The following is a 26809-nucleotide window of genomic DNA, read 5'->3' on the forward strand; positions in this document are numbered from 1 at the left end:
CGGGGTGCAAGCCCCGTGATATGCGCCGATCCTCGTGCCCGGTCTCGCCGGGTGCGTGGATCAGGTCTCGCGCTTGATCATCCCGCTCAACCACTCTCGACTGCGTGCCAGCACCCTCCCCGACATCGCCGTCGGAAAGTGAACGAACCCGTGCGGCAAGTCCGGCAGCCGGTGCATCTCAACGTCCGCCACAGTTTTCCAGCGCTCGGCCATTTGCAGGGTGTCGTCCAGCAACGGATCGATGTCGCCGACGAACATCAGCGCAGGCGGCATGCCGGAAAGATCGCCGTACAAGGGCGACAGCGTGGGTTGCTGGCGCTGCTCGTCGGTCAGGCCAGGCGTGAGCAGGCGCAGGGCCTCGACCATTCCTGGGCCGTCGAGAACGAGGGTTTCAGGCCCGGCGTTGCGCACGCTGGGGGTTCCGGTGAGGTCATAGACGCCGTAGTACAGCAGCACGCCTTTGATGCGTTGCAGCAGGTCGGGCTTGTCTTTCAGTTTCAGCAGGGTCGTGGCCGCGAGGTGGCCACCGGCAGATTCACCGACGACGATCACCGGCAGGCCCGCGAACTCAGGGCAGTCTCCCAGCAGCCAGCACGCGGCCGAGAAACAGTCTTCCATCACCCCTTCAACGGGCGTAGACACGGCGAGCCGGTAATCGACCGACACCACGGCCACCTCGCATTCATTGACCATCGCGACGTTGAGGTCATCGTTCATCTGCGCATTGCCGATCACCCAGCCGCCGCCGTGAAAGTCGAGCACGACGCCTTTTGGCTGGCCCTTGGGCCTGATGATGCGCACAGACACGGGGACACCGTTGCTGCTGACGATTTTCTTTTCGGCCTGCAGTCCGTGTCGAGTGAGCTTGCCCCCGCCGCCAATCTGGCTGACGCGCAACAGTGACTGGATCAGCACGGGCATGACGCGGTTGCGTATCTTGAAACGCGGAAAGCGCGCGAGCTTCCTGTTTAGCTGGCGAGCCTCGGCACGCTCCTGCTCGCTGAAAGACATGGACTGTCTGTTATCCAAATGCTTGCGCTCCTGTCAGGCCGATGATCGTCGTGATGGATGATGTGGTCCAGTCATGAATAGAGTCGCGCGTCGCGGCAGCGTTCATTGCATGAAATGACGATGCGATGTTGCCTCGCGCAGTGTTAAAGGCTGATGTACGTATTCATTGATTGATCAATGCGGCAGCGCCGGGTAAAAAACCCTGTGCCTTTCTGAACGTGCAAGGAGCACCGGATGCTGGAGTTGAACACCGAACGGCTGTACCTGCGGACACTGGTCGAGGCGGACTGGCCGCTGTTTTTCAGGCTGCATCGTGAACCGCAGACCATGCAGTATGTGTTCGGAGACATTGACGAAGAGATGATTCGCAGAGGCTTCGATCATCGATTGCCTGCATGGACGCCGCAGTCGGACCACTGGCTGTGTCTGGTGGTGATCGACAGGCAGAGCGGGCAGGAGCTGGGCGTGAGCGGCTTTCGTATCCTGTCGCAGGGGCATGCCGAGATTGGTGGTCTGTTGTTGCCGGAGCATCAGGGCCAGGGTTACGGCACCGAGTCCTGGCACGCCGTCATCGACTATGCCGCCGCCATCGGGCTGGACTCGCTGGAGGCAACCGTGACCGATGGCAACATCGCGTCCTGCAAGCTGCAGGAGAAATGCGGCTTCACCTTTGAGCGTCGCGCGCCACAGGCGTATCAGATTGGTGAGCAGTGGTTTGATGATCTTGTTTATGGGTTGCAGTTGGGGCCGCTGCGCAGCCCATCGCTGCCGTCGTAACCTGCGAGAGCTCCCACGCCCTCCGGGCAGAAACAGAGTTCAGCGTTTCTTGAGAAGTCCGGTGTTTGATAGAAAAACACCGGACTGTGGGAGGCACCACAACGTCTTTGACGCAGCGCTTTCGCGCAGCAAACTTGGTGGGAGCGGACTTGTCCGCGAATGCAGTTTTTCAGCCACTGCATATGCATCGGATGTACCGGCCTTTTCGCGGACAAGTCCGCTCCCACAAATTGAGTCTCTTCAGTGGTTTACAGGTTGTTTGATAAGAGGCGGCTTGCCGGCGATCTGCCGGGAACCGGCAGCAACACGGGTTGAACGCTCACGCCCTCGGCCGCGTCCCCAGAATCGTCACGCGTTCGCCGTAGCGTGAATGGGGAAAGTAGTCCCAGACCGCGTGGTGCTGCGTAGAGCGGTTGTCCCAGAACACGAGGGTGTTGGGTGCCCAGCGGACTCGGCAGCTGAGGATCGGTTCGCGGGCCACCAGATCGAAGAGCATGTTCAGCAACGTCTGACTTTCACTGCCTGACAATTGCACGATGTGCGAGGTGAAACCCGAGTTGACGAACAGCGTCGGCCTGCCGGTTTCCGGGTGGCGAACCACGACCGGGTGTTCGCTTTTGGGCAGGCCTTCGGGCGGTGTGAAGCCCTTCCAGGGAATCTCGCCATCGTGAATGGCGGTCAAGCCACCGAGGAACTGCTGCATGGCCGGGGACAGCATGTCGATCGCCAGGTGCATGTTGGCAAACAGGGTGTCGCCGCCCGTGCCGATGGCCGGGGTTTCCTTGACATAGAGCATCGAGCCCATCGAAGGCTCGAGGTCGGCGGTGCCGTCGGTGTGCCAGGTTTCACCCGCGACGAAACGTGACTGGGCGTTGGCGCGGACCACCACCAGTTCCGGGTCATCACCATCGATGCTGTCCACCGGTAACGCACGCAGCTCACCGAACAGTCGACCGAACGCCTTGTGCTGCTCCACGCTCAGGAGCTGGTCACGAAACACCAGCACGTGGTTCTCCAGAAGCGCCCGGCGGATTTCGTTGAGTTGCTCGTCGTTCAACGGCTGTGACAGGTCCACGCCGCTGATTTCGGCGCCAATGACAGGCGTCAGCCTGTCGATACCAATGCTGTGGTACGGCGCACGTGGCGCGCCCGCGATGCGCTCGATGGCCTTGAGTGCCAGTTGATCCATGTTTCTTCATCCTCTTCTTGTCATATCCGATTGCCGGTCCGATCAATGCGACCGGTCACCCTTCGCGCAGCGAGCGCGGACGCATGTCGGTCCAGTGCTCGGCGATGTAGTCCAGACAGGTTTGCCGCTCGCCACATACGCCAGCCTTGCTCCAGCCAACAGCCATCGGCTTGCCCGCTGGCCAGATGGAATACTGGCCTTCATCATTGGTGACCACTTCGAACTGCGAGTCAGGTTCGTTCATGTCGCTCTCCGTGCCTGTGCTCGATCAGGTCGTTATTGATAATCTTGGCGATGGTCTGCACCGACGGGCTGGCGACGATGCCGTAATGGTCAGTGTCCAGCGGCTGCCAGCTCAGCATGTTCGGCACCAGGGCCTGCCACGCGGTCTTGAGCGCTGACGGTTGCCACTTGCTGCCCATGCCGTAGGGATTGGGCTGCGTGGCAATGAACAGGCGCGTCGCCGTCGCAGGCAGTTGCACGGGACGATGATCCGCCATGCTTGCCATGTTGTTCTGGCAGCAGACGATCAGGCGTTGCAGGTAGCGCGGCGTGTCCTCAGAGGCCATGTCGCCGGGCCGACGCGCGGAAAACTCGCGCTGGAAGACCTCTCGAATGTGCTGCTCGTCGATCTGCGCCAGCTCGGCTCCGGCGTCCGGTGCGGGTGGGTCGATCAGGTACAGCGTCGGCTGCGACAAATCCGAAGTCTGCGCAAGGCTGCACATCGCCTGCGCAACCCAGGCGCCGAACGACCAACCAGCCAGACGCCAGTGTGTGCCGTCAGGGTGACAGTTCTGCACAGCCCGCACATACCGCTGTGCACGCTCAACCAGACTGATGGCTGGCAGTTCGGGCAAGCGCAGCGCCGGATCGGCGATCACTCGCACGCCCAGATCAGGATGCAGCGCCGAGACCAGTTCCCGATACGCCTGAACATCCCCGCCCACCGGGTGAATCAGGTACAGCCAGTCGCGGCCTGCACCCGGGTTCCACTCATCGATGCGGACGGCGTCAGCCCAGGCATCCTCGGCGGCTTCAATGGCGTCGGGGCTGTCGGTCTGCACCAGTGCAAGCACCTCGCGCAGGCTGACCTTGTGACTGAACCGGGACAGCTCGACCACCACACCCGTCGCCGCCTGCAGCTCGTCGATCAGGTCCAGCAAGGTCAGTGAATCGGCGCCCAGTTCGTAGAGCGAGTCGTCCTCGTCCAGTTCTGTCACGCCGAGCCATTTGCACAGGCAGTCATGCAGACGAGTCCGAAGGTCTGCGCCCTGCTCTTCTTTACCCGGCGCCGTCGAAGCAGATACCTGAGCAACAGGTTGCGCCGCTACCGATCCCGCGCCATGTCGAACCGGATAGAACTGTCGCGCCGTCTCGATGGACGTCGTCGAGATCAGCAGTTGCGGCAGTTGAGCGCTGAGCGCCATATCGAACACCTGACAGCCCTCCTGCGCCGACATGCCCACCGCCAGGTGCCGCTGATGCACGGCATCTCCTGCTCCAGCGCCCGTGGCCATGCCGATGTCACGCCAGATGTCCCAGTTGATGCCGAGCCTTACACAATCGCTGGCGGCGTTCGGGTGGTAATGGGTGAAGCCGTCCAGAGTGCCGCTGGCGGCAGCGTAGTCCAGATGACCGGCACCGCCGAACAGCGCAGCCATCGAGGAGCAATACAGCACGAACTTCGGCGTCATCTGCTGGATCAGCTCTTCGACCGCCAGCATGCCGAGGGTCTTGGCGGCCATGGCTTCAGACAGCGTTCTGGCGTCGCGATGACGAATCAGGCTGCCAGCACCGACGCCTGCAGCGTGAATCACCCCATCAAAGTGGCCATAACGTCGTTCGAGTTGCTCTAGCACCTGAGGCCAGTCCGTCCGGTCGGCGATATCGGCCTGAACCGGATCGATACGCGAGCGGTAAGCCTGCAACGCTTCAGGGCACTCTCCGTGACGCGACAGCAGCACCACCCGCCGCTGGCCATTGTTTCGTAACAGGTGCTCGCACAAGGTACGGCCGATGCCACCGCTGCCGCCGATCACCAGAAACACGCCATCCGGCGGCAGCAGGCAGGGATCGACGGTTGACGCCATGACCGGGCTGGCCTGCAGATGCGGTTGCCACAGGTAATGGTCGCGGATGGCCATGCGTCTCGGTGCCGCAGCAGGATCCGCCAGCAGCGCGGTGAGTGCTTCGGGTCGAGCGGCCAGTTGCGCGCTGTTCAGGTCCAGCCAGTGGCAACGCACCGGGTATTCCTGCGGCACCACTTCGGTGATCCCGGCCAAGGCTGCCAGCTCGGGACGTTTAACCTCGCCGTACACCGGGCAGGCTTGCCATGACACCAGCCACAACCTCAGCGCGGGAGTACGAGGCGTCTGGCCCCAGCCCTGCAACAGCGCACTGACGGTGTCCAGACACGCCCACTGTGCAGCGGCCAGGCTTTGCTCATTGACCCTGCCGGTGACCGACAACGGCAAGGCGTGCAGCCAGTCCAGCTCAAGCGGTGCCGACTGATCCCCGTCCGCTCCGGCCAGAATGTCGAGCAGGCGCGTGAGCGCCGGGGTGTCCAGCGGATCCAGCACAAAGCGGTCGGTGGCGAGTCGCTGAAAGCCATTGCCCGCCGTGACTTCGACCACTCGCCGATAGACATCTTTAAGGCAACTGCGCAGTGTTTCGTCGAGGGCCTCGTGGTTGCACACCACCAGCAATTCCCGAGGTTGAGCCGGCGGGCGTGAACTCAAGCGCCGCACCCGCTGCCATTGCCGTTGATAAAACCAGTCGGCCACGGGCTGTCGCTCAGTAACTTTTTCAAGAGCAGACGATGCCTGAAACCGATAGGTCTGCAGATCGAAGGCCGACGGCGGCAGGTCCCACGGCGGTGGCGCTGAACGTGTCGGCCAGTCCATCGTCGCCCCGCCATACCAGGCGTCGAGCAAAGCGTGCGGCGACAGCTCGCTGGCCGTCACGCGGGCCTCCGATGGCACGACGTCCCTGATCAACGACGGCTGCAGGCACACCGTTTCATTCGGTGGACAGATCATCGCGAAGCGCCAGCGCAAGGCGCGGCGCCCGGTTTGCACATGCCGCAGCACGGCGGTCCGCTGTTCGGGAAAGGTGTTGAGCCAGGTTTCGATGACCGCCATGTCCCGTTCCAGCGCCGAACGACTGTGCGCCGACAGCAGCAGACACGGCACGTCGTCCTGCGGGACGATTTCGGCCTGTGGCGCGGCGCCGATAATGACGTGGGCGTTGGTGCCGCCAATGCCGAAACTGCTGACCCCGGCCAGCCGTCGACGCCCTTCCGGCCATGGCCGCGACGTGGTCGGGATGTAGAACGGCGAGTGTTCCAGGTCGATCTGCGGGTTGATCCGGGAAAAGCCGAGGTTGGGGGGAATCACGCCGTGAAAGACCGCAAGCGCTGCACGGATCAGCCCGACCACGCCTGCCGCTGCGCCCAGGTGACCGATCTGGCTTTTCACCGAGGCCAGCGCACAACTGGCAGCCGGTGCAGGGCCAAACGCCTTGCTCAACGCCGCGACTTCCACCGGATCACCCAGCAAGGTACCGGTGCCATGGGCTTCGATGTAGCCCATGTCGGTTCCGCCCACGCCTGCCTTGCGCATGGCATCACGGATGACCGCCGTCTGCCCCGCCACAGAAGGCGCGGTGTAGCTCATCTTGCTGCGACCGTCGTTGTTCAGCGCCGTGGCCTCGACTACTGCGTAGATCCGGTCGCCGTCAGCCCTGGCGCGTGCCAGCGGTTTGAGCACCACGACGCCATAACCACTGGCGCCAATGGTGCCGCTGGCGTCCTCGCTGAACGGCCGACACAGGCCATCGCGGGAAAAGATGTGCTGGGAACGGTGGCGATAGCCATCGGTCAGCGTCGGATCGACCAGCACGCCAGCGGCCAGCATCACGTCGCTGTCGCCCTGACGCAGCATGGCACTGGCCAGATGGACCGCGATCAGCGAACTGCCGCACGCGGCCTGAACACTCATGGCCGGACCGGTAAGGTCCAGGTGATAAGCGACCTTGGTGGCCAGAAAATCCTTGTCGTGATGCAACGCCATCTGAAAGCCGTCCGGCAGATCGCCGTCGGCGCTCTCGCGCAGCATCTGCTGGAAGTACGTGGTCTCGCCACAACTGGCGATCAGCCCGATGCGCGGACCGTCGGCTTTCGGGACCATCCCCGCGTGCTGTAACGCCTGCACACAGGCCATCAGCAAGTGCCGCTGCTGCGGGTCCATCAGCCGGGCTTCCTGACGGCTGATGCCGAAATACTCAGGGTCGAAATCCAACAGACCCGCCAGCTGACTGCGAGCGCCCACCTGCCCCTCGGCGGCGGCAAACTGCTCGATGCCCACCTGATTGCCCTGAATCATCGTCCAGAATTCGGCCAGATTCTTCGCACCGGCCACGTTGACGGTCATGCCGATGATTGCCATGGGCTGTTCACGGGTATCGACAGCATCGACGCCCTGCTCGCGCCTGACCGGCGCTGATGACGAACTGCCCAGATGGTGCGCCAGACGCCGCACGGTGACGTGTTCGAACAGGTCGGACATCGAAACGGCCTGCGGCAATGCCTGGGCATAGCGCGCATGCAGCCGCATCAGGCCGAGACTGGTCGCACCGGCCTCGAAAAACGTCTGATCCGGCTCGATGGGACGCCCGATCACCGCCACGAACAGCTCGGTCAACTGATGTTCCAGCGGGCTGAGCTGCGACGCAGGTGCCGCAGTAAACGAGCGTTCCAGCACCACGCCCAGCCCGGTCAATGCCTTGCGATCGATCTTGCCACTGGGCGTGCGCGGCCAGACGTCGAGCTGGCGGTATTCATTGATGCGTACATGGGCGGGCAGGTGCAGCGCCACCTGACGATCCAGCGCCTGAAGATCGGACGGCGTGCCGTCCAGGTGCAGACAGGCCGTGAGGCGCTGCGGCTCGTCCTGAAGGATCACGACTGCATTGATCACCGAAGAGTGCTGCATCAGCGCCGCTTCAATCTGCCCCAGTTCCAGACGCTGACCGCTGATTTTGACCTGTTGATCGTCACGCCCCAGATAGTGCAAACGCCCCTCGGCATCGGCGCAGGCCAGATCGCCCGTGCGATAGAACAACGCCGTGCTGCCATCGGGCCGTGGCAGCTCGACAAAACGCGTGGCATTCAGCACAGGATCTGCGAGGTAGCAGCGGGAAATCATCGGCCCGGCCACCAGCAGATAACCCCGATTGCCAGCAGGAACGGGACGGTCGAAGTCATCCACCAGCAGCAACAGCGCGTTGCTCACCGCTCGCCCGATGGGTGCTCGCAACGGCCAGTCCCGAACGGACTCGGGCAGGCGCCAGGCGCTGACCACATGGGTTTCGGTCGGGCCGTAATGATTGAACAGGCGCGCCTGGGGCATGCCGTCAAACCAGTCGCGCAGTGCATCGGTGCAGAGCAGTTGCTCGCCCGCCGTGATCACCTCGCGCAAGGCCTGCGGGTACACCTTCTGGCCGACCGCGGTTTGCGCCAGATGCTGCAAGGCCACACAGGGCAGGAACAATCGCTCGATACGGGCTTCGAGCAAATAATCCAGCAATGCCTGCGCATCCTGACGCCAGCGCGGTTTGATCAGGTGATAGGTTCCGCCGCCGCACAGGGTGCTGAAAATCTCCTGAAACGAGACGTCGAAGGACAGCATGGAAAATTGCAGGGTGACGGATCGTGCAGGGAGCTGACCCTGGGTGCGCTGCCATTGCAGCAAGTTGCAGAGTGTCAGGTCCGGCACCTGCACACCTTTTGGCGTGCCGGTGGAGCCCGAGGTAAACAGGGTGTACAGCGGGCGTTCGCCGTTGTGTCGCGGGCGCTGCAAGGATTGCGGCGCAGCATCAAGGTCAACGCGATGGCAGACGAAGCGCTCGACAGCCAGTTCATTCAGTGCAGCTTCAGTCGCGGTGCTGAACAGCAGGCAGTGCGGTTGTGCCTGTTGCAACACCTGACGCTGAACGGCCAACGGATAGCCGGGGTCGAGTGGTACGGCGGTCAGGTTGAGTTTGGCCAGAGCCAGCAAGGCGACGATGTGCTCGACCGAGGCGTCCAGATACAGCACCACTTGCAGTGGTTCTTTGCCTTGATCGTTCGCCGGGTACTGCTCGACCAGAAGCGCAGCCAGGGTATCGGCCAATGTATTCAGCTCGGCGTAACTCACATGGCGCTGGTCAGCGACCAGCGCGATGGACTGCGGTGTGCACAGCGCCTGATGTTCGAACCAGTCGGCCAGGGTCGTGAATGGCGGTTCGGTGCGGTCGCCGACACTGGCCGGTGGCAGGCCGAAACGATGCGGTACAAGTACGTCATGCAGCGTCGCGGTCGGGCGCTCCAGCAGAGCGTCCAGACCACGCTGGAACAGTATGTTGATGGCGTCGATCTGTGCCGCATCGAAGTGACTGCTCTGGTACTCCCACCAGCATTCAAGCTGCGATCCGCCCTGCACCACCAGCAACGTCAGCGGACACTTGGCCTGCAACGTTTCGTTGAATTCCAGCGTGGCCTGCAGCGGCCCGTCGTTGAGGCTGGCGTAATCGGTGTTTTCCAGCACGAACATGAAATCGAACAGGGCCGAACCGGATGACAGCCGCAGGTCTTCAACCAGATCCGCCAGAGCCACATCCTGCAACGCCAGCACCTCGCGCACGAGGTCAGTCTGAATGCGCAGTTGCTCGCTCAACGTCACCTCATGATTGAACGCAGCGGGAATCAGCACGGTGTTGGCGAACATGCCCGGCGCGTGCTCGAACTCTGCCAGCGGCCGATTCGATACCGGACTGGCGATCCTTGGCCGCTCGCAACCGGTCAGGGCATACAGGCTCCAGGCGTAGACACTGAACAGCACGTCGAAACGGGTAAAGCGCTGGCGGCTGCAGAAACGATCCAGTGCGGCGCTGCGCAACTCGCCCAGCGGCTGCCGAGACAGACGGGCCTGCGGGCTGACAGCACGCACCGGCGAAAGCGCTGATGAAGGCGTGTCCTGACGACGGTGCAGTTCAGCCAGCGCCCGACGCTGATCGCGGTATTGCGGGGCCACGCGCCACTGACGCTGCCATTGGGCGAATTCCAGGGTGGTCAGACTCGGCATTGCATCGGTTGTGGTTCGGCCCTGCGCCGCATCTTCGTACAGTTGCGTCAGATCATCGAACAGCAGGTTCATTGACCAGCCATCGGTGGTGATGTGATGCAGGTTCATCAACAGCCGACAGCTGCCATCGGCAAACGGCAGCAGCCAGGCCCGAAACAGGGTCGGCATCGACAGATCGAACGGCGTGTCGAAGACCAGCGTCGCAAAGCTGCGCCAGGTGTCCTGCGTGAAATGCCCGGGCGCAAAGACTTTGCATGGCGTGCCGTGCTCGGCCACCACCTGATACAGCCCGTCAGGACCGGACTCGAACGCCATGCGCAACGCCGAATGCCGGGCCACGAGGCGATCCACAGCATCGGCCAGCGCCTGAGTCCGAACCCCGTTCGCCAGGTTCAGGATGATCGGCACGTTGTACGCGGTCGAGTCCGGCGTGCGCTGTTGCAGCAACCACAGTCGGCTCTGTTCGGCAGTTGCAGGCTGACGCCGGTCGTTGCTGATGGCGGGTGCTACGGGATAACCGGAGGCGATGTTCTGCTCGGCATTCAAGCGCTCGGCGAGAGCTGCGAACGGCTCGCTGAGCAGCGCGCTCATGGTGATGTCGCGCTGCCAACGGGTGCGAATCATCGAACGCAGGCGCATGGCTTTCAGCGAATCGCCGCCACTGCCCAGCCAGACGTCCTGAGCGCACAGCGCAGGTTGCGACAGCAGGGTGCGGGCCTGACTCAGCAGCCAATCCAGCGCCGCTGACTGAGCGTCCTCAACAGGCGCTTCGTGACCCGGCTGTTCGACAGCCGCGCGCCAGGGTGCCAATGGCTGGGCCAGCAGTGCATCGCGGTCGATCTTGCCATTGGCGGTCAGCGGCAAACGCTGAACCACGAACAGCTGATGCGGGCGCATCCACGGTGCGAGTTGCGTACGCAGATGCGTGTCGAACTCGCGATAGTCCAACGGGTGTCGCGGCACAATGAACGCCAGCAACTGGTGGTCTTCAGCGGCGTGTCGGCGCGTGCAGACGTAGGCCTGGGCAACACCTGAATGCTCCAGCAGACGCTGCTCGACCTCGCCCGGCTCGATACGAAAGCCGCGAATCTTGACCTGACGATCCATGCGGCCCAGGTACTCGATCAATCCTTCGCTGTTGAGCCGCACCTGATCGCCGGTTCGGTAATAGCGCCGCTCTGTACCTTCGGGGCCGCGCAGCTGCACGAAACTGTGCGCCGTGTCGTGCGGACGATTGCGGTAGCCACGCGCGACGCCGCTGCCGCTCAGGTACAGCTCGCCTGCTTCGCCCTGCTCGACCGCGCATTGTTGGGCGTCCAGAATGCACAGTCCGGTGTCTGGCAACGGTCGGCCGATCGGCACTGAATCGCCCTGAAAATTCCGGGCAATCGGGTACGCCAAGGCGAAGGTGGTGCATTCAGTCGGACCGTACGCGTTGAAGATCCGGCACTGACTGTCGGGATTGGCGTGGTACCAGGCGCGCACAGCAGCAGCGCTGACCTGCTCGCCGCCGATCAGCACCTGACGCAGGCTGGCGAAGCAGGCCGGAAAATCGGCGCTCAAGGTGTTGAACAGCGAAACCGTCATGAACAGGTTGTCGACCCGCTGCGTTTCGAGCACCTCGGCGAGGCGTCGCGCATCGTGCAGGTCGTCGTCAGCGATGATCACGCAGCAGCAGCCATTGAGCAGCGGTGCCCAGACCTCGAAACTGCACGCATCGAATGCCGGATTGGACAGACAGGCGAACCGGTCAGTCGCACGAATCTCGATGTAACCCTCAGGCTCGGCAAGCCGCAGCAGACCACGCTCGCCGACCTCGACCGCTTTCGGCACGCCCGTGGTGCCTGAGGTGTAGAACAGGAACATCACCTCGGCGAAATGTTCGGCGAGCGGATGGACCGCCTGATCGGGATGATCCAGCAGCACATCGACGCCGACCTGCCAGACCGACGGCGTCCAGTCCAGATCATTCGTCAGGGTCACCAGACCGACGCACCCGGCATCAGCCAGCATCAGTTCCCGACGCGCCGGCGGGCTGGCCGCGTCCAGAGGCACCACCACGGCGCCAACCTTCAGGGCACCCAGCATCGCTGCCAGCCACTGCCAGCTGCGCGGCATGCACAGCGCGAGGGATTGGCCGGGTTTTACGCCGCGAGCCTTGAGCCCGCAGGCGATACGTTCACTGGCGCTGGCCAGTTGTGCGTAGCTCAGATGAGTCTGCTGGTCGATCACCGCCAGTGCCTGCGGCTGGCGGCGGACCTGCCCGGCAAAACGACCCAGCAAGGTCGCCGGGGTTTGCGCACCGCTCTTGTAAATGTCCATCAATTCGCCTCCTGCGTATCGAAACGTTGCAGCTCGAGCCCCAGAACCTCAGAGACGCGATGCACTTCAGCGCTTTCCAGCATGTCCCAGTGCCCGCCATGCACCAGCCTGGCCAGATAGCCGTCGCCTGCACGGCGGCGCCAGAAGCCGCGCAGTTCATGCAGTTGCCGACGACTGAAGCCTTCGCGGGCCTGAATCAGCACGATCCGGCCGGCGTGCGGCGCGCAGTCGTAAGCCGCCATGGCGAGCCGGTTATGGTTGTAGAGATGGAAATAGCGCTCGACCTGCGCGTCTTCGATGCCCGGATACATGCCGTTGAAGCGCACCAGCTTGTCGCGAAACTCGGCCATGTCCACGGTGCCGATCTGCTGCCGGAAACCCGGATCGTCCGAACCCTGGGTGTCGAGCAGCACCACGGTCACCTGACGATGCCCCGCTGCGGTCAGGCGTCGGGCCATTTCATAGGCCACCAGCCCACCGAACGACAAGCCGGTGAGAATCAGCGGCCGGTCGGTCATCGGTTCGATCAGGCGCAGGTAGGCCTCGGCCATGGCTTCGACAGTCGGCTCGGTGCTTTCTCCGGGATTCAGACCCGGCGACTGCACGCCGTAGACACCGACGTGTTCCGGCAGAACCTTGGCCAGCGACAGGTAACAGAATGCAGTCCCGCCCGCCGGGTGAATGCACACGACATTGCGCTGCCCCTCGCCTCGGCGAAACTCGATCAGGTTGCCTTGCGCAGCCGCAAGGTCGGCACCAGTGCGTAACCAGCCGCCAAGGGCTTCGATGGTCGGGTGGGCCATGATCACCCGCACCGGCACGTCAACGGCAAAGGTCTGACCGATCTGATACGCCATCTTGATGGCCGCAATCGAGGTGCCGCCGACATTGAAAAAGTTGTCGCGAATGCCGATCTGCGGCGCCAGCAACAGGCTCTTCCAGATCTGATAGAGCGCTAGTTCAATGTGGTCCCGAGGGCTGCCGAGGTTGACCTGACGCGCGGCCAGATCCTGATCGGCCAAGGCTGCCAGCGCGTCGCGGTCCACCTTGCCGTTGGCGGTCAACGGCAGTTTTTCCAGCCACAGGTAGGCGCTGGGCAGCACCGCGCTGGACAGGGTCACGGCCAGATGCGCGTGCAGTGTGGCTTCGTCCAGCGGTTCGTCAGCCACATAGCACGCGACCAGCCGTTGATTCTGCGCCGTGTCACCGACCATCAGCACCACGCAGGCACGCAGGGTCGGGAACATGTCCAGTCGTGCTTCGATCTCGCTCAGCTCAAGGCGCACGCCGCGCAACTTGACCTGAAAATCGTTGCGGCCGAGAAACTCCACCTGACCGTCCGCCCGATAGCGCGCCAGATCGCCGCTGCGGTACAACCGATCCCCGGCCACGAACGGGCTGTCGATGAAGCGCTCGGCCGTCAGCGTATCCAGCCCGAGATAGCCCCGCGCAACACCTACGCCGCCAATGTGCAACTGGCCGGTGACACCGACCGGCACCGGCGCATCGCGCTCATCCAGCACGTGCAGGCGGTTATTGGCGATGGGCCGCCCAATCGGTAACTGACGGGCCGGCACTTCGGCGCCGGGCTCCAGGGTCCAGATGCTGTTGATGACTGTGGTTTCGGTGGGGCCATACACGTTGTGCAGACGGGCATTGGGCAAGCGCTCCTGAAAACGTCGGGCCAGGGCCGGTGACAGTTCGCCACCACCGCTGAACACGTCCGTCAGCGAGTCGCACGCGGTCACTTCATCGACGTCCAGAAACAGCTGCAGCATGGCGGGCACGAACACCATGGCCGTGACCCGCTGTTCACGGACGACCTGTGCCAGATAGCCCGGCTCGAAATGCCCGCCGGGACGCGCAATGACCAGTCGCCCGCCCGTGGCCAGCGGCCAGAAGGTTTCCCAGGCCGAGGCGTCGAAGCCGAACGGAATCTTGTGCAGCATCGCGCCAGATTCGCCGCAGATCTGCAGGCACCACAGCAGCAGATTGCTCAGGCCGCGATGCGCCACCATGACGCCCTTGGGCAGCCCGGTGGTGCCCGAGGTGTAGATCACGTAGGCGAGATGATCCGCGGTCAGCCCGATACTGCGCGGATCGATGTTCTGTGTGGCGCACTCGGCCCAGAGCCCGGCGTCGGCCTGAACGTCGAGCACCGGTGCCTCCCAACCGGCATCCTGCTGCGCCTGCCGCAGAATCGCACGGGCGTTGCCCAGGGTCAGCAACACGGCCGGACGGCTGTCGCTGAGCATGTGGCCGAGGCGACCGACCGGGTAATCGGGGTCGAGCGGCACGTAGGCACCGCCTGCCTTGAGCACGGCCAGCAGAGCCACCGGCAGTTCCAGCGAACGCTCGATGCACACCGCCACGCGAACGTCCGGACCGACGCCCTGCTCGCGCAGGTAGTGCGCCAGCCGGTTGGCCCGGGTATTGAGCTCGGCGTAGCTCAGCGACTGATCTTCGAAAACCACGGCACAGGTGTCAGGATGCGCAGCGGCCTGAGCCTCGACCAGGCTGTGTACGCACTCGGCAACCTGTGCCAGCGGAGCCGAACGGTTCCATTCGATCAGCGTCTGCTCGCGCTCTGCCCCGGTGAGCAATTGCAGGGCTGCAATCGGCTGCTTGGCATCCTGCGCAACCTGCTCCAGCAGATGCCGGTAATGAGCACTGAGGCGCTCGATGGTGCTGACGTCGAACAGGTCGGTGTTGTATTCGACCAGCAGGTTCAGCCTGCCGTCGCGCTCGACCCACTCGAAAGCCAGATCGAATTTGGCCGTTGCGCTGCCGGTGATGTACGGCGCCATCTCGACGCCCGGCAACTGCACGGCAGCACCGGGGGTGTTCTGCAGCACCAGCATGACCTGGAACAGCGGCGAGTAAGCCGTATCGCGCTGCGGGTTGACCGCTTCGACGACCCGGTCGAACGGCACGTCCTGATGGGTGTGCACGTCCAGCAGCGTCGTGCGCACCTCACGCAGCAATTCGGCAAAGGTCTGCTGCGGGTCCAGGCGCTGGCGGATCACCAGCGTATTGACGAAATGCCCGATCAGCGGCTCGACCTCGGGACGGGTCCGGTTGGCGAACGGCGTGCCGATGCACATATCCTGCTGACCGCTGTAGCGCCACAGCAGCACCGACAACGCCGCCGTGAGCACATTGAACAACGTGCCACGGGTCTCCCGGCCCAGCGAAGTGAGTGCGCGCAAGGTCGCAGAGTCCAGCGACGAACTGAAGGTTGCCCCGGCATAGCGCTGCACTCTGGGCCGTGGCCGGTCAGTGGGCAGGGTCAGCAATGGCGAAGCGTCGTGCAACGTGCGCCGCCAGAAATCGAGCTGTTGTTCCAGCGCCCCGCCGCCAAGACGGTGCTGTTGCCAGCAGGCGTAATCGGCGTATTGCACCGCAAGCGGTGGCAGGCTTGAGGGCTGTCCTCGCAGAAAGTTGCCGTACAGCGCGGCGACTTCATGCAGCACGACCCCCATGGACCAGCCATCGGCAATGATGTGATGCACGCAGTAAAGCCACAGGTATTCGTCGTCCGCCAGGCGCAGCAGCGAAGCGCGAAACAATGGGCCGTGAGCAAGATCGAACGGCGATTTGGCGTCGCGTTCGACGGCCGCCCTGATGATCGTCTCCCGCTCGGCCTCTGCGACATCCCGCAGATCGGTCACGGACAGCGCCAGCGGCATGGCCGCGTGCACCACCTGACGCGGCTCGCCGTCAATGCTGCGAAACGTGGTGCGCAGTATTTCATGGCGTGCGACCAGCCCGTTCAGCGCCCTTTCCAGCACCGCCACATCAAGCGGCCCTTTCAGGGTGACGGCCGTCGGCACGTTATAGAACGCACTGCCCGGTTCAAGCTGGTCGAGGAACCACAGCTGGCGTTGGGAGAAGGACAGGGGCACGTCGGCCTGCCCATCGCTGCGTCGGGGAATCGCGGCCGGATCGGCCCCGTTCAGCCGGGCGATCAGCTCCAGCTTGTGAAGCTTGAGTGCCTGGAGCATTTCGTCCGTGAGAAAACCACGCGGCGCCTTGCAGCGTAGTTTGTCGCCATCCACTTCGAGCGCAACGGCATGGCGGTCGAACAGTTCCAGCAATTGACGGGCGTTCATATTTCAACCTCTTCCATGTCGTAGTCGTCGGGCAGTTCAGCGTGTGGATCGGACACAAACGCCTCGATGTGATCCCTGCGCTGCTCACCCACAGCCCGCACGCCGCCGACCATCGAATAGATCAGCCGATGGCTCGCGCCCAGATCGAACAACGCAGGCAATTGGTGTTCCTCAAGCGACCCCATGCCACAAAGCCCGAGGCCGTAGTCGGCTGCCGTCATGGTCAGCAACTGCGCCATCGCACCGGTTTCGATGTGGCAGAAGTCACGGCTGCGCTCGCCGTACAGGGGCTCGATGGCGGCCATGTCGGCGATGAAGAACAGCGAGAACGCGGCGTTTTCATACACCGGCCGGTTCACGAAGTAGTCGTAGGTGTCCGGGTCCAGCACACCGCTGCCCAGCGCCAGCAAGCGATGCTGCACAGGGTCGTAGTAATACGCGCCACCGGGCACGCCGTTGACCCTTTGCGGCTTGATGTAAAGGTAGGCCTGAATCGGGTACAAACCGCCTGCGGACGGGAACTGGTATTTGACCTGAGCGTCCAGTTGCCCCTGCGCCAGACTGGCCAGCAACTCGGCAAAGGCAGAGGCCTCGACCGGCTGCGCCGCGTACTGACGCACGGAGCGGTAATCACTGAAACGCTTTGTGTAGAAGCTGTCGTCGGGCCGTTGCAGCCGCACTTCCGGCAGATCACGGTCGAAGGCACGGCGGCCGCGCTGGTCGGCCTTGAAACGCGCTCGTTGATCGGGGTCTTCGATGATCTTTTCGACTGTTTGCTCAGGCTGGGCCACTCGCTCCCCAGCGTGGCTCGCCGCCGTGCTCTGCGCCCCGCTCTGCCGGTACAGGGCGAGCAGATTCAGCAACGTGGGCTGCGCGAGCAATTGCGCGACATTGGGACGGAAATGCAGTTCGCCGGACAGTGCATTGCTGATTCGCACGATGTCGATGGAGGTTGCGCCCAGGCTCAGCAGGTTGGCATCGGCGCTGATCGCCGAGCGTTTGAGCACGTCCTGCACGATGGCGACCAGACGTTCTTCCTGCGCACCCTCAACCTGTAGAACCGGACCTGACAGCGGTGCTTCCTCGGGTTCCGGCAGGCGCTTTTTATCGACCTTGCCATTGGACGACAGCGGCCATTCCTGCACGAAGGTGAACGACGACGGCACCATGTAGGCGGGCAACTTGTCGGCCAGGTACTGGGTAAAGTCGCCGACCTGCAATGCCGGATCGTCCTTGAGCACATAACCGGCAAGGCGTTTTTCGCCCAGCGTGTCACCGAGAATCCGCACCACGGCGCTCTGTACGCCGGGGTGTCGATTGAGCACGGCCTCGATTTCGCCCAGCTCGATGCGATAGCCCTGAACCTTGACCTGAGTGTCTTCACGGCCCAGAAACTCGATGTTGCCGTCGGGCAGCAGACGTCCAAGATCACCGGTCCGGTACAGGCGCTCGCCGGTCAATGGATGGGCGAAGAAGCTGCCTGCGCTCAACACCTCATCACGCCAGTAGCCTTTGGCCAGACCGATGCCGCCGATATACAGCTGCCCGGTGACCCAGGTCGGCCGAAGCTGCAACGCCTCGTCGAGCACGTAAAAGCGTTGATGATCCAGCGCCTTGCCATAGGGGATGCTGCGCCACTGCGGATCGACCTGTTGCACCGGATAGTGAATCGACCAGATGGAGGCCTCGGTTGCACCGCCCAGGCTGTTCAGACTCAAATCCGGCTGCAGCGCCCAGGCGCGTTCGGGCAGCGTCAGGGGAATCCAGTCGCCGGACAGCATCGCCACACGCAGGCTCGCCGGCAGTTCACCGCGCTCGCTCTCCACGTATTCCAGCAGCATGCCGAACAACGCGGGCACCGAGTTCCACAGGCTGATGCGATGCTCACGAATCAGCGTCATCCAGTGCGCCGGATCGAGCGCCTGTTGCGGATCGAGCAGCACCACCGCTGCACCAGCGGCCAGCGTGCCGAAGAAGTCATACACCGACAGATCGAAGCTCAGCGACGAGATCGCCAGCACCCGATCCGCCGGGCCGACGGCATAGCGACGGTTGATGTCGAGCAATGTATTGACCGCGCCGCGGTGGTCGATGACGACACCCTTGGGCATGCCGGTGGAACCCGAGGTGTAGATCACGTAGGCCAGATCGGTGGCTGCGCGATTGACTGGCTGCAACGGGGTCAGTTCTGCCGGAACCGCATCGGTCACGGCCAGCACCTTGATCTGCGACGGCCATTCGATGCGTGTCGCCAAGGCAGGCTGGGTCAAGGCCAGACTCGCCTCGGCACGCTCCAGAATGTGTCGAAGACGTTCGGCGGGCAGCGTCGGGTCGATGGGCAGGTAGGCACCGCCTGCATAGTGAATCGCCAGCGTTGCCACCACTTGTTCCCAGCCGCGCTCCATGACCACGGCGACCAGTTGATTGGGCACCACGCCAAGACCTTGCAACCGCGCGCCCAGCGCCTGGGCTTCTGCACGCAGTCGCCGGTAGCTCAACTGCCGCTGCCCCCCGATCACCGCCAGCGCATCGGGTGTCGCCAGCGCCTGCCGGTCGAACAGCTCGTGCATCAGAGGCGATTCGACCGGAAGGTCGACTGGCGCGGGCAGGCGGGCCACCGGCAGCAGTTGCGGTGTGCTGGCGTTCCATGCAGAAGGTTCGAGCAGCGCATCCAGCAATGCGTTGTAGGCCACGAACATCTGCTCGATCAGGCCGTCGGGAAACAGCTCGTCGATGCTGTCCCAGTTGAACAACAAACGCCCTTCCAGCTCCAGCAACGTATGGTCGAGCCACACCTGTGGGGTCTGGGTAATGCTGTGCATGTGCCGGGCGTTCAACGCATCGGCCAGGTTGAACTCGGCCAGTTCCGGCGCAGCTTCCGAGAGCGTGCTGTTGAACACAATGGGCATCGCGGTCTGCTGCACGCCACGGGCCTGGGACAGCTCACGCAACACGCGCACGCCACTGACCGCCGAATGATCGATGTCCTGCCACAATCGCGCCTGCACCGAGCGGGCCTTGTCGGTAAAACTCGCGTTGCCGTCGATGCTGACTTCCAGCAACACCAGCGAGGTGAAGTCACCGATGATCGCATCCACGTCCGGGTGCAGCGGCATGCGGTTGAACAACGGCAGGCTCAGGGTGAAGCGCGGTTGGCGGCTCCACAGCGCAAGCACTTCGCTGAACGCGGTCAGGAGCATCACCGACGGGGTCACGGCAAACTGTTTGGCAACGGCCTTGAGTTGCGACCATTGCCCAGCCGACAGCTCGCGGTCACGACGGGTGAAGTGCGGCCGGGCAATGCTGTCCGGCTGACACACCAGCGGCAGGTCCGGCGCAGGCGCCAGCGTAGCCACCCGTTCACGCCAGTAATCGAGTGCCTGCGCGTAGCGGCTTTCGTTGCGCAGTGCGTGCTCAGCCAGGACGTAGTCGCGGAACGTCAGGCCCGGCTCCGGCAGCACCTGATTCGGATCGGCATAGAACGCCATCAACTCACGCGCCAGAATCTGCGTGCTCGCGGCATCGACGATCAACGCATCGAGGCTGATATGCAGATGGCTGATACCGTCATCGAGCAGCGACAGACTGAATTCGAACAACGGCCAACGGCTGGCGTCCAGCACCTGATGCGACTGGCGCTCGCGGGTCACTTGCAAGGTCTGTAGCGCAGCGTCTGCGGATAGCCCGCGCAAGTCACTGCGCGGCATGTGATAGGTCGGTACGGTTTCCAGCACCTGCTGCGTGCCGTCGCTGAGAAACACCACGCGCAGCATGTCGTGACGCTGGATCATGCGATTGAGCGCCTGCTCGAAGCGCGCTGCGTCGAGGTCTGGAATGCGCAGTTCTTCGTAGCCGTGGGCGCTGACGCCGCCGAGGCTGACCGAGGCTTCGCGGCCAAACCAGTACGCCTGCTGAATATCGGTGAGTGGAAAAGGCTCATAACGCGCAGCACGATCCGGCTCGATGCGCAGCGGGGCCGCTGGTGGCTGGCAGTCATCTTCGCGGGTGATCTGTACCTGCGCGGCCAGATCCATCAGAACCGGGGTCTTGAACAGACTGCTCAGGGACAACTGCGCGCCCATCCGCTGATTGATCGCGTAGATCATCCGGGTGGCCAGCAGCGAATGCCCGCCCAGCTCAAAGAAGTTGTCGTGAATGCCTACACGCTCGCACTTGAGCACTTCGGCCCAGATCAGCGCCATCTGTTGCTCGATCTCGTTGCGCGGCGCCTCGTAACAGGCTGCGGATTGACGCTCGGGCGCAGGCAACGCCTGGCGGTCCAGCTTGCCATTGCGGGTCAGCGGCAGTTGCGCCAGCGAGACCCAGGCCGTCGGAATCATGTGTTCCGGCAAATGACGCTGCAGCGCGCTGCGCAGGGTTTCAGGGGCTGCGCTGCCGACCACGTAAGCCACGAGACGCTTGTCGTCCGGGACATCTTCGCGCAACAGCACGGCCGCTTCCTGCACACCGGGTTGCTGGTGCAGCAGGCTGTCGATCTCGCCCAATTCGATGCGGAACCCGCGCAGCTTCACCTGCTGATCGATGCGCCCCAGATACTGCACGTTGCCGTCAGTCTGGAAGCGCGCCAGATCACCACTGCGGTACATGCGCGCACCGGGTTGCGGGCTGAAAGGATCGGGCAGAAAACGTTCGGCGGTCAGGTCCGGGCGGTTCAGGTAACCACGCGCCAGACAGGCACCGGCGATGTACAACTCTCCCGCCACGCCGACCGGCTGCGGATTCAGGTCGCGGTCCAGCACATAGAGCCGCGTGTTGGCGATGGGACGCCCGATGGGTGGCGCGTCCGGCCAGTGTGCGGCGTCGCTGCACACCAGGCTGAACTGGCTGACCACATGGGTCTCGGTCGGGCCGTACTGGTTGTGCAGCCGTGTACCGCCGAGCCCACGAACAAAGGCGCGCAGTTCATCGTTGACTTGCAACGCCTCGCCTGCGGTGATGATTTCGCAACCGCCCTCCGGCATCGGCGCATCGGCCTCGGTCAGGCCCGCCAGTTGCTGCAACACGGCGAACGGCAGGAACGCGCGTTGCACGCCCTCTGCAACCAGTGTCGAGCGCAGCGACGCCAGGTCCTTGCGGCTGGCTTCGCTCATCAACAACAGGCTGCCACCCTGGCACAGCGTGCTGCAGATTTCCTGAAACGAGACGTCGAAATTCAGCGAGGCGAATTGCAGTACCCGGCGCGGCGTGTGTGCGTCGTCGAGCTGCCAGGCAATCAGGTTGTCCAGCGCGCGTCGGTTATGCGCCACGCCCTTGGGCCGCCCGGTGGAACCTGATGTGTAGAGCACGTACGCCAGATTGTCCGGGCTGACGCTGACCAGCGGATCCGTGTCCGAACGCTGCGCCCAGTCTTGCGTGTCGACGTCGAGGCAGCAGACCGGCAGATGGCTGTCGGGCAGTGGCAACGCGTCGACAAGCGAAGACTGCGTGAGCAGCAGGCTCGGGCTGGCGTCGCTGAACATGAAGGCCAGACGCTCAGGCGGATAGGCCGGGTCGAACGGCACGTAAGCGGCGCCTGTCTTGAGAATCGACAGCAAACCAATGACCATCTGTGGCGAACGCTCCAGACACAAACCCACACGCTGTTCAGGACCCACGCCCTTGTCGATCAGGTAATGGGCCAGACGGTTGGCGGCGCGATTCAATTCGGCGTAGGTCAGCGTCTGGCCGTCGGCACGCAGCGCCTCGGCGTCAGGTGTACACCGGGCCATCGCTTCGAAGCGCTGCACACAGTCGGCGGCCGGGAAGTCACGTTCGGTGCGGTTCCACTCATCGATCATCTGCCGCCGCTGTTGTGGGCCGAGCAGATCGAGGGTCGATAACGACTGCTCGCTGTCATCGGCCATCTGCGTCAGTACGCGGCGCAGGTATTCCCCGAACTGCGCCACCGTCTCGGGCTCGAACAGTCCCGACGCATACTCGAGGCCGCCGACGATCTGTCCATCCTGTTCGCTGAGCGCCAGTTGCAGGTCGAACTTGGCCACCTGTTGATGAGCGTGGATCGGGCTGATGTCCAGACCTGGCAGGATCAGGTCCGAATCCTGATCCTGCTCCCAGGCGAACAACACCTGAAACAGCGGACTGTGCGCCAGGCTGCGCGGCGGGTTGAGCAGTTCCACCACATGATCGAACGGCAGCTCCTGATGTTCCTGCGCATCCAGGGCGACGCGACGTGCCTGTTGCAGCCAGCCCGCCACCGATTGCGCCGTTGGAGCGTTTTCCGGCTGGGTCATGCGCAGCGCGAGCGTGTTGACGAAGAAGCCGATCAGGCCATCCAGTTCCTGCTGACTGCGGTTCGCCGAAGGCACACCGATCACCACATCGCGCTGCCCGGACAGGCGCATCAGCACCAGCGACCAGGCCGCAAGCAATGTCATGAACAACGTGGTGCCCTGCTGCCTGCCCAACGCCTTGAGCCGGTCCGTCAGCGCTCGGTCGAAGGTCAGCGGTACGAACCCGCCACGATAATCCTGGACTGCCGGGCGTTTGTGATCGGTCGGCAGCTCCAGCAGTACGGGGGCGCCGGTGAGCGTTTCGCGCCAGTAGGCCCGCTGCGCTTCAATGGTGTCACTGGCCAGCCACTGCCTTTGCCATGCGGCGTAATCGACGTATTGCACAGGCAGCAGTGGTAAATCTGCGTCGCGATCCTGCAAAGCCGCTTCGTAAAGCAGCGCGAGGTCGCGGGTGAGCACGCCCACCGACCAGCCATCCGAGACGATGTGGTGCTGGGTCAGCAGCAGGGCGTGATCGTCGTCTGCCAGCCTGATCAGGCTGACGCGCATCAACGGCCCACGCGTCAGGTCGAACGGCTTGGCGCCCTCCTCGTCCATCAATTGGACAAGCCGCGCCTCGGCATCAGCGTGACTGCGCAGATCGACCACCGGCAGCGGCATGCCCGAGCCCGGCGCCGCGACTCGCTGCCGCCCTTCGCCTTCAACCGCCACGAACGTGGTGCGCAACGCTTCATGGCGCGCCACCAGTCGATTGAAGCTGCGTTCCAGCGCCGCGACGTGCAAGGTGCCGCGCAGACGCAGGTTCAGCGGCATGTGATAGGCCGCGTTGCCGCCTTCCATCTGTGCCAGAAACCACAGACGCTGCTGGGCGGACGACAACGTTTGCGTGTCGCTTCGATCGACGACCGTTATCACCGGACGCGCCGCGCTCTGCTGGGCGCCCAGGCGTTCGGCAAACTGATGCAGCACCGGTGCCGCAAACAGCGCAGCGGGTGATGCCTCCAGACCCAGGTGCTGCCGGACCTGAGCCAGCACCCGCATGACCAGCAACGAGTGACCGCCGAGGGCGAAGAAGTGATCGTCACGGCCGACGCGTTCAACCGCCAGCACGTCGCTCCAGATGACTGCGAGCGCGGTTTCCAGCGGCCCTTGGGCAGGCTGAAAGTCACGTTGATCAAAGGCGTCTGCATCCGGCGCGGGCAACGCCGTGCGGTCGATTTTTCCGTTGGGGGTCAGCGGCAAGGCAGCCAGGCGTACGAACGCGGCTGGCACCATGTAATCGGGCAGATGAATCTGCAACTGTTCACGGAGCGTGCGCGGCGTCAGGACCGTGCCGTCGTCGGCGCAAAACCAGGCCACCAGCGCCTTGATGCCCCGTTCGTCCTCGCGCACAAGCACCAGACTGTCTCGTATCCCCGGCACCTGCGCCAGCCGCGCTTCGATTTCACCCAACTCCAGGCGCAAGCCACGCAGTTTGGTCTGAGTGTCGTTGCGGCCAATGAACTCGATGTTTCCATCGGCGCGATAACGAGCCAGGTCGCCGCTGCGATACAGACGCTCGCCCGCCACGAACGGGCTTTCGATGAAGCGCTCGGCAGTCATTTGCGGCAGGTTCAGATAACCTCTCGCAACGCCTGCGCCACCAATATGCAATTCGCCGGTGACACCCGTTGGCACCGGCGCCCCGAGCGTGTCCAGCAGATAAATCCGGGTGTTGGCCAGTGCTCGTCCGATGGGTAAAACGCCTTCAAGCGAGCTGTGGGCGTCGAATTCGAAACAACTGCTGTCGATGCTGGCTTCGGTGACGCCATAGGCCTGAACGATCTGCACCTGATCGCCACACAGCCTGCGCAATTGCCGGGCGCTGTGAGCCGTCCAGATATCCGAGCCGCAGACCACCGTGCGCATGAACGACAGGTCATGACCATTGTTTTCGATCCAGGCCAGCAGCGGGTTGAGCACGGCCGGTACGAAATCGGCGAAACCGATACGGGCCTCACTGAGCAGGCGATAGAGCGCGGGCGGGTCCATCAGGGTTTCGCGCGGGCACAGCACCAGGGTGCCGCCGAAGCCCAGCGACCGGATCAGGTCGGCGCTGAAAACGTCGAAGGAAAACCCCGCCATTTGCAGATGGTTGAGCGGCGCACGCAGGTCATAAAGATGGCCCCACGCAGCACTCACTGCACGCAGCCCGCGGTGCTCGACCATGACGCCCTTGGGCGTGCCGGTGGACCCGGAGGTGTAGATCACATACGCCAGATGGCGAGCGGTGAGGCCGACCGCACGAGGATCAGGGTTGTCTACAGGCTGCGCGGCCCATGGCGCGGTTTCAGCCATATCCAGCAACGCTGGCAGCACCGCGCAACCTTCAAGCGCCCGCTGCAAGGCCGCATCTGCCGACCTCTGTGTGAGCACTACACATGGCGCGCTGTCAGCCAGCATGTGGGCCAGCCGGGCCTGCGGATAACCGGGATCGAGCGGCACATAGGCGCCGCCTGCCTTGAGCACCGCCAGCACACCGACCAACATGTCCGGCGAACGCTCCACACAGATACCGACCCGAACGTCCGGGCCGACACCGAGGCTGCGCAAGTAATGCGCCAGACGGTTGGCCTGAAGGTTCAGCTGTTCGTAACTCAGCGCCAGCTGTCCGAACCGCACCGCAACGGCGTCAGGTTGAAGACGCACCTGTGTTTCGAACAATTCATGCACATAACCATTCTCGTCGAACGGCTGCTGCGCCGAGTTCCAGTCATGGAGCAGTTGCTGACGTTCAGTGTCGCCCATCATGTCGATCGAAAGGACGGGTTGGTCAGGCTGCTTGACGACCTGCTGCAATGTGCGGCGCAGGTAGCCGGCAAAACGCTGGACCGTCGACGCGTCAAACAGCGCCGTTGCGTAGTGCAACTGCCCGTCGATGCGACTGCCCGTTCCGACAAGGCTCAAGGCAAGGTCGAAACCGGCAGGCAAACCCTGGTGATGATCACCGACACACAGCACCTGAACGGCTGGATCTCCGGCGCGCGCAGGCTGAGGTTCGACTGCCGTATTGAGCTCGCCATGCACGTGATCGAGCAGTTGGTTGAAGGTCATGGCGCTGGTGTACGACACCCGCAGCAGCCGCATCGCCTCACAACCCGGCGTGCGGGTACCGAGCGTGATTTCATGCTGACCAGACAACCGCGCCAGCACTGCTGCCCACGCAGCCAGTACGACCGTGAACAGGCTGCAGCCATGAGCGGAACCGAGCCCTGCAGCTAGCTGAACCCGCGACTCGTCCAGCTCCAGCACATGCACGTCGTAGCGCAAATCGTGCACACGCGGGCGAGGACGGTCCAGCGGCAATTCCAGCCACTGCAGTGCATCCGCCAACTGTTCCTCGCCGGAACTGTTTGGTACGGACAACGCAGCGAACTGCGCAGGGTTTTTCCCACGCGAGGAAGATCTGTCGAGCATCGGAAATCACCGTCCATGACTACATTTTTTATGTGAAGGCAGCCGTGCACCGATCACTCAGGCAGGTGCCAGATCCCGACGAGCAGGCCGGGATGGGTTCAGAGGTTCGGATCAAGCGATCAGGGGGAAGGTGCAGCGCGTGCCCGCGGGATCAATGTGCTGTCGTGCGTGGACACAGATTGAACGGCGAATGAGGGCAGACCTGCAGGAGACGCGTGAAAGCGTGGCTCGCGAGCAGCTGAGGTACGGGAAGGGTCTATGGCGAGGTTGGTCGCGAGAGCCCTGAAGCTGGAGAATGCATACCGCGTGACCACTTGAAACCTCATCTTTCGTTTGAGGGTCAACGACGGGGAATGGCCTGCGCAGGGGTGTCAGCGCCTGGGTTGTCCCGATCGGCTGAGATTGCCCGGCTTGTAGTCATGGCAATCCTTGGCCCGGGTTCGTGACCCGGAGCGCTGGCGATAATAACCATGGATTTAAACGCGAAAGCAAACAAAAAGTGACAAATTCGAAAGTCTTCACAACATCACCCGTTAGATGGGTAACAGACATAAGCGTGGCGATTAAGTG

Annotated in this window: 7 protein-coding genes; 1 reads left to right on the forward strand and 6 read right to left on the reverse strand. The window is 63.4% G+C overall.

The genetic code is table 11. The features are described from left to right. Positions 1-60: 60 nt before the first annotated feature. Positions 61-1011, reverse strand: coding sequence for an alpha/beta hydrolase (locus QRN20_RS02360; protein WP_122606388.1), 951 nt, complete (start codon positions 1009-1011; stop codon positions 61-63). A gap of 234 nt (positions 1012-1245) precedes the next feature. Here QRN20_RS02360 and QRN20_RS02365 point away from each other — a divergent pair, with 234 nt between their 5' ends. Further along, positions 1246-1788 (forward strand): GNAT family N-acetyltransferase, encoded by a 543-nt coding sequence (locus QRN20_RS02365; protein WP_122434045.1) that lies wholly within the window; start codon positions 1246-1248, stop codon positions 1786-1788. 319 nt (positions 1789-2107) lie between these two features. Here QRN20_RS02365 and QRN20_RS02370 read toward each other — a convergent pair whose 3' ends face one another. Genes QRN20_RS02370 through QRN20_RS02390 form a run of 5 tightly spaced genes read right to left on the reverse strand, consistent with a single transcriptional unit; the run spans position 2108 to position 26239 of the window. Further along, complete coding sequence (locus tag QRN20_RS02370) at positions 2108-2977, reverse strand: TauD/TfdA dioxygenase family protein (protein ID WP_122606387.1); 870 nt, start codon at positions 2975-2977, stop codon at positions 2108-2110. Positions 2978-3032: 55 nt separating this feature from the next. Further along, entirely contained in the window at positions 3033-3221 is a 189-nt protein-coding gene (locus QRN20_RS02375; RefSeq protein WP_004882868.1) for an MbtH family protein, read from the reverse strand. Next, positions 3208-12420 carry a non-ribosomal peptide synthetase gene (locus QRN20_RS02380; protein ID WP_122606385.1) on the reverse strand — a complete coding sequence of 3071 codons (9213 nt, stop codon included), beginning with the start codon at positions 12418-12420 and terminating at the stop codon, positions 3208-3210. The genes QRN20_RS02375 and QRN20_RS02380 overlap by 14 nt, the downstream gene beginning before the upstream one ends. Next, complete coding sequence (locus QRN20_RS02385; protein ID WP_122606383.1) at positions 12420-16532, reverse strand: non-ribosomal peptide synthetase; 4113 nt, start codon at positions 16530-16532, stop codon at positions 12420-12422. The genes QRN20_RS02380 and QRN20_RS02385 overlap by 1 nt, the downstream gene beginning before the upstream one ends. Next, complete coding sequence (locus tag QRN20_RS02390; RefSeq protein WP_285359973.1) at positions 16529-26239, reverse strand: non-ribosomal peptide synthetase; 9711 nt, start codon at positions 26237-26239, stop codon at positions 16529-16531. Before QRN20_RS02390 ends, QRN20_RS02385 begins: the two co-directional genes overlap by 4 nt. Positions 26240-26809 lie beyond the last annotated feature (570 nt).

The organism is Pseudomonas sp. fls2-241-TYG-175 (assembly GCF_030209155.1).
Lineage (GTDB): Bacteria > Pseudomonadota > Gammaproteobacteria > Pseudomonadales > Pseudomonadaceae > Aquipseudomonas > Aquipseudomonas viridiflava.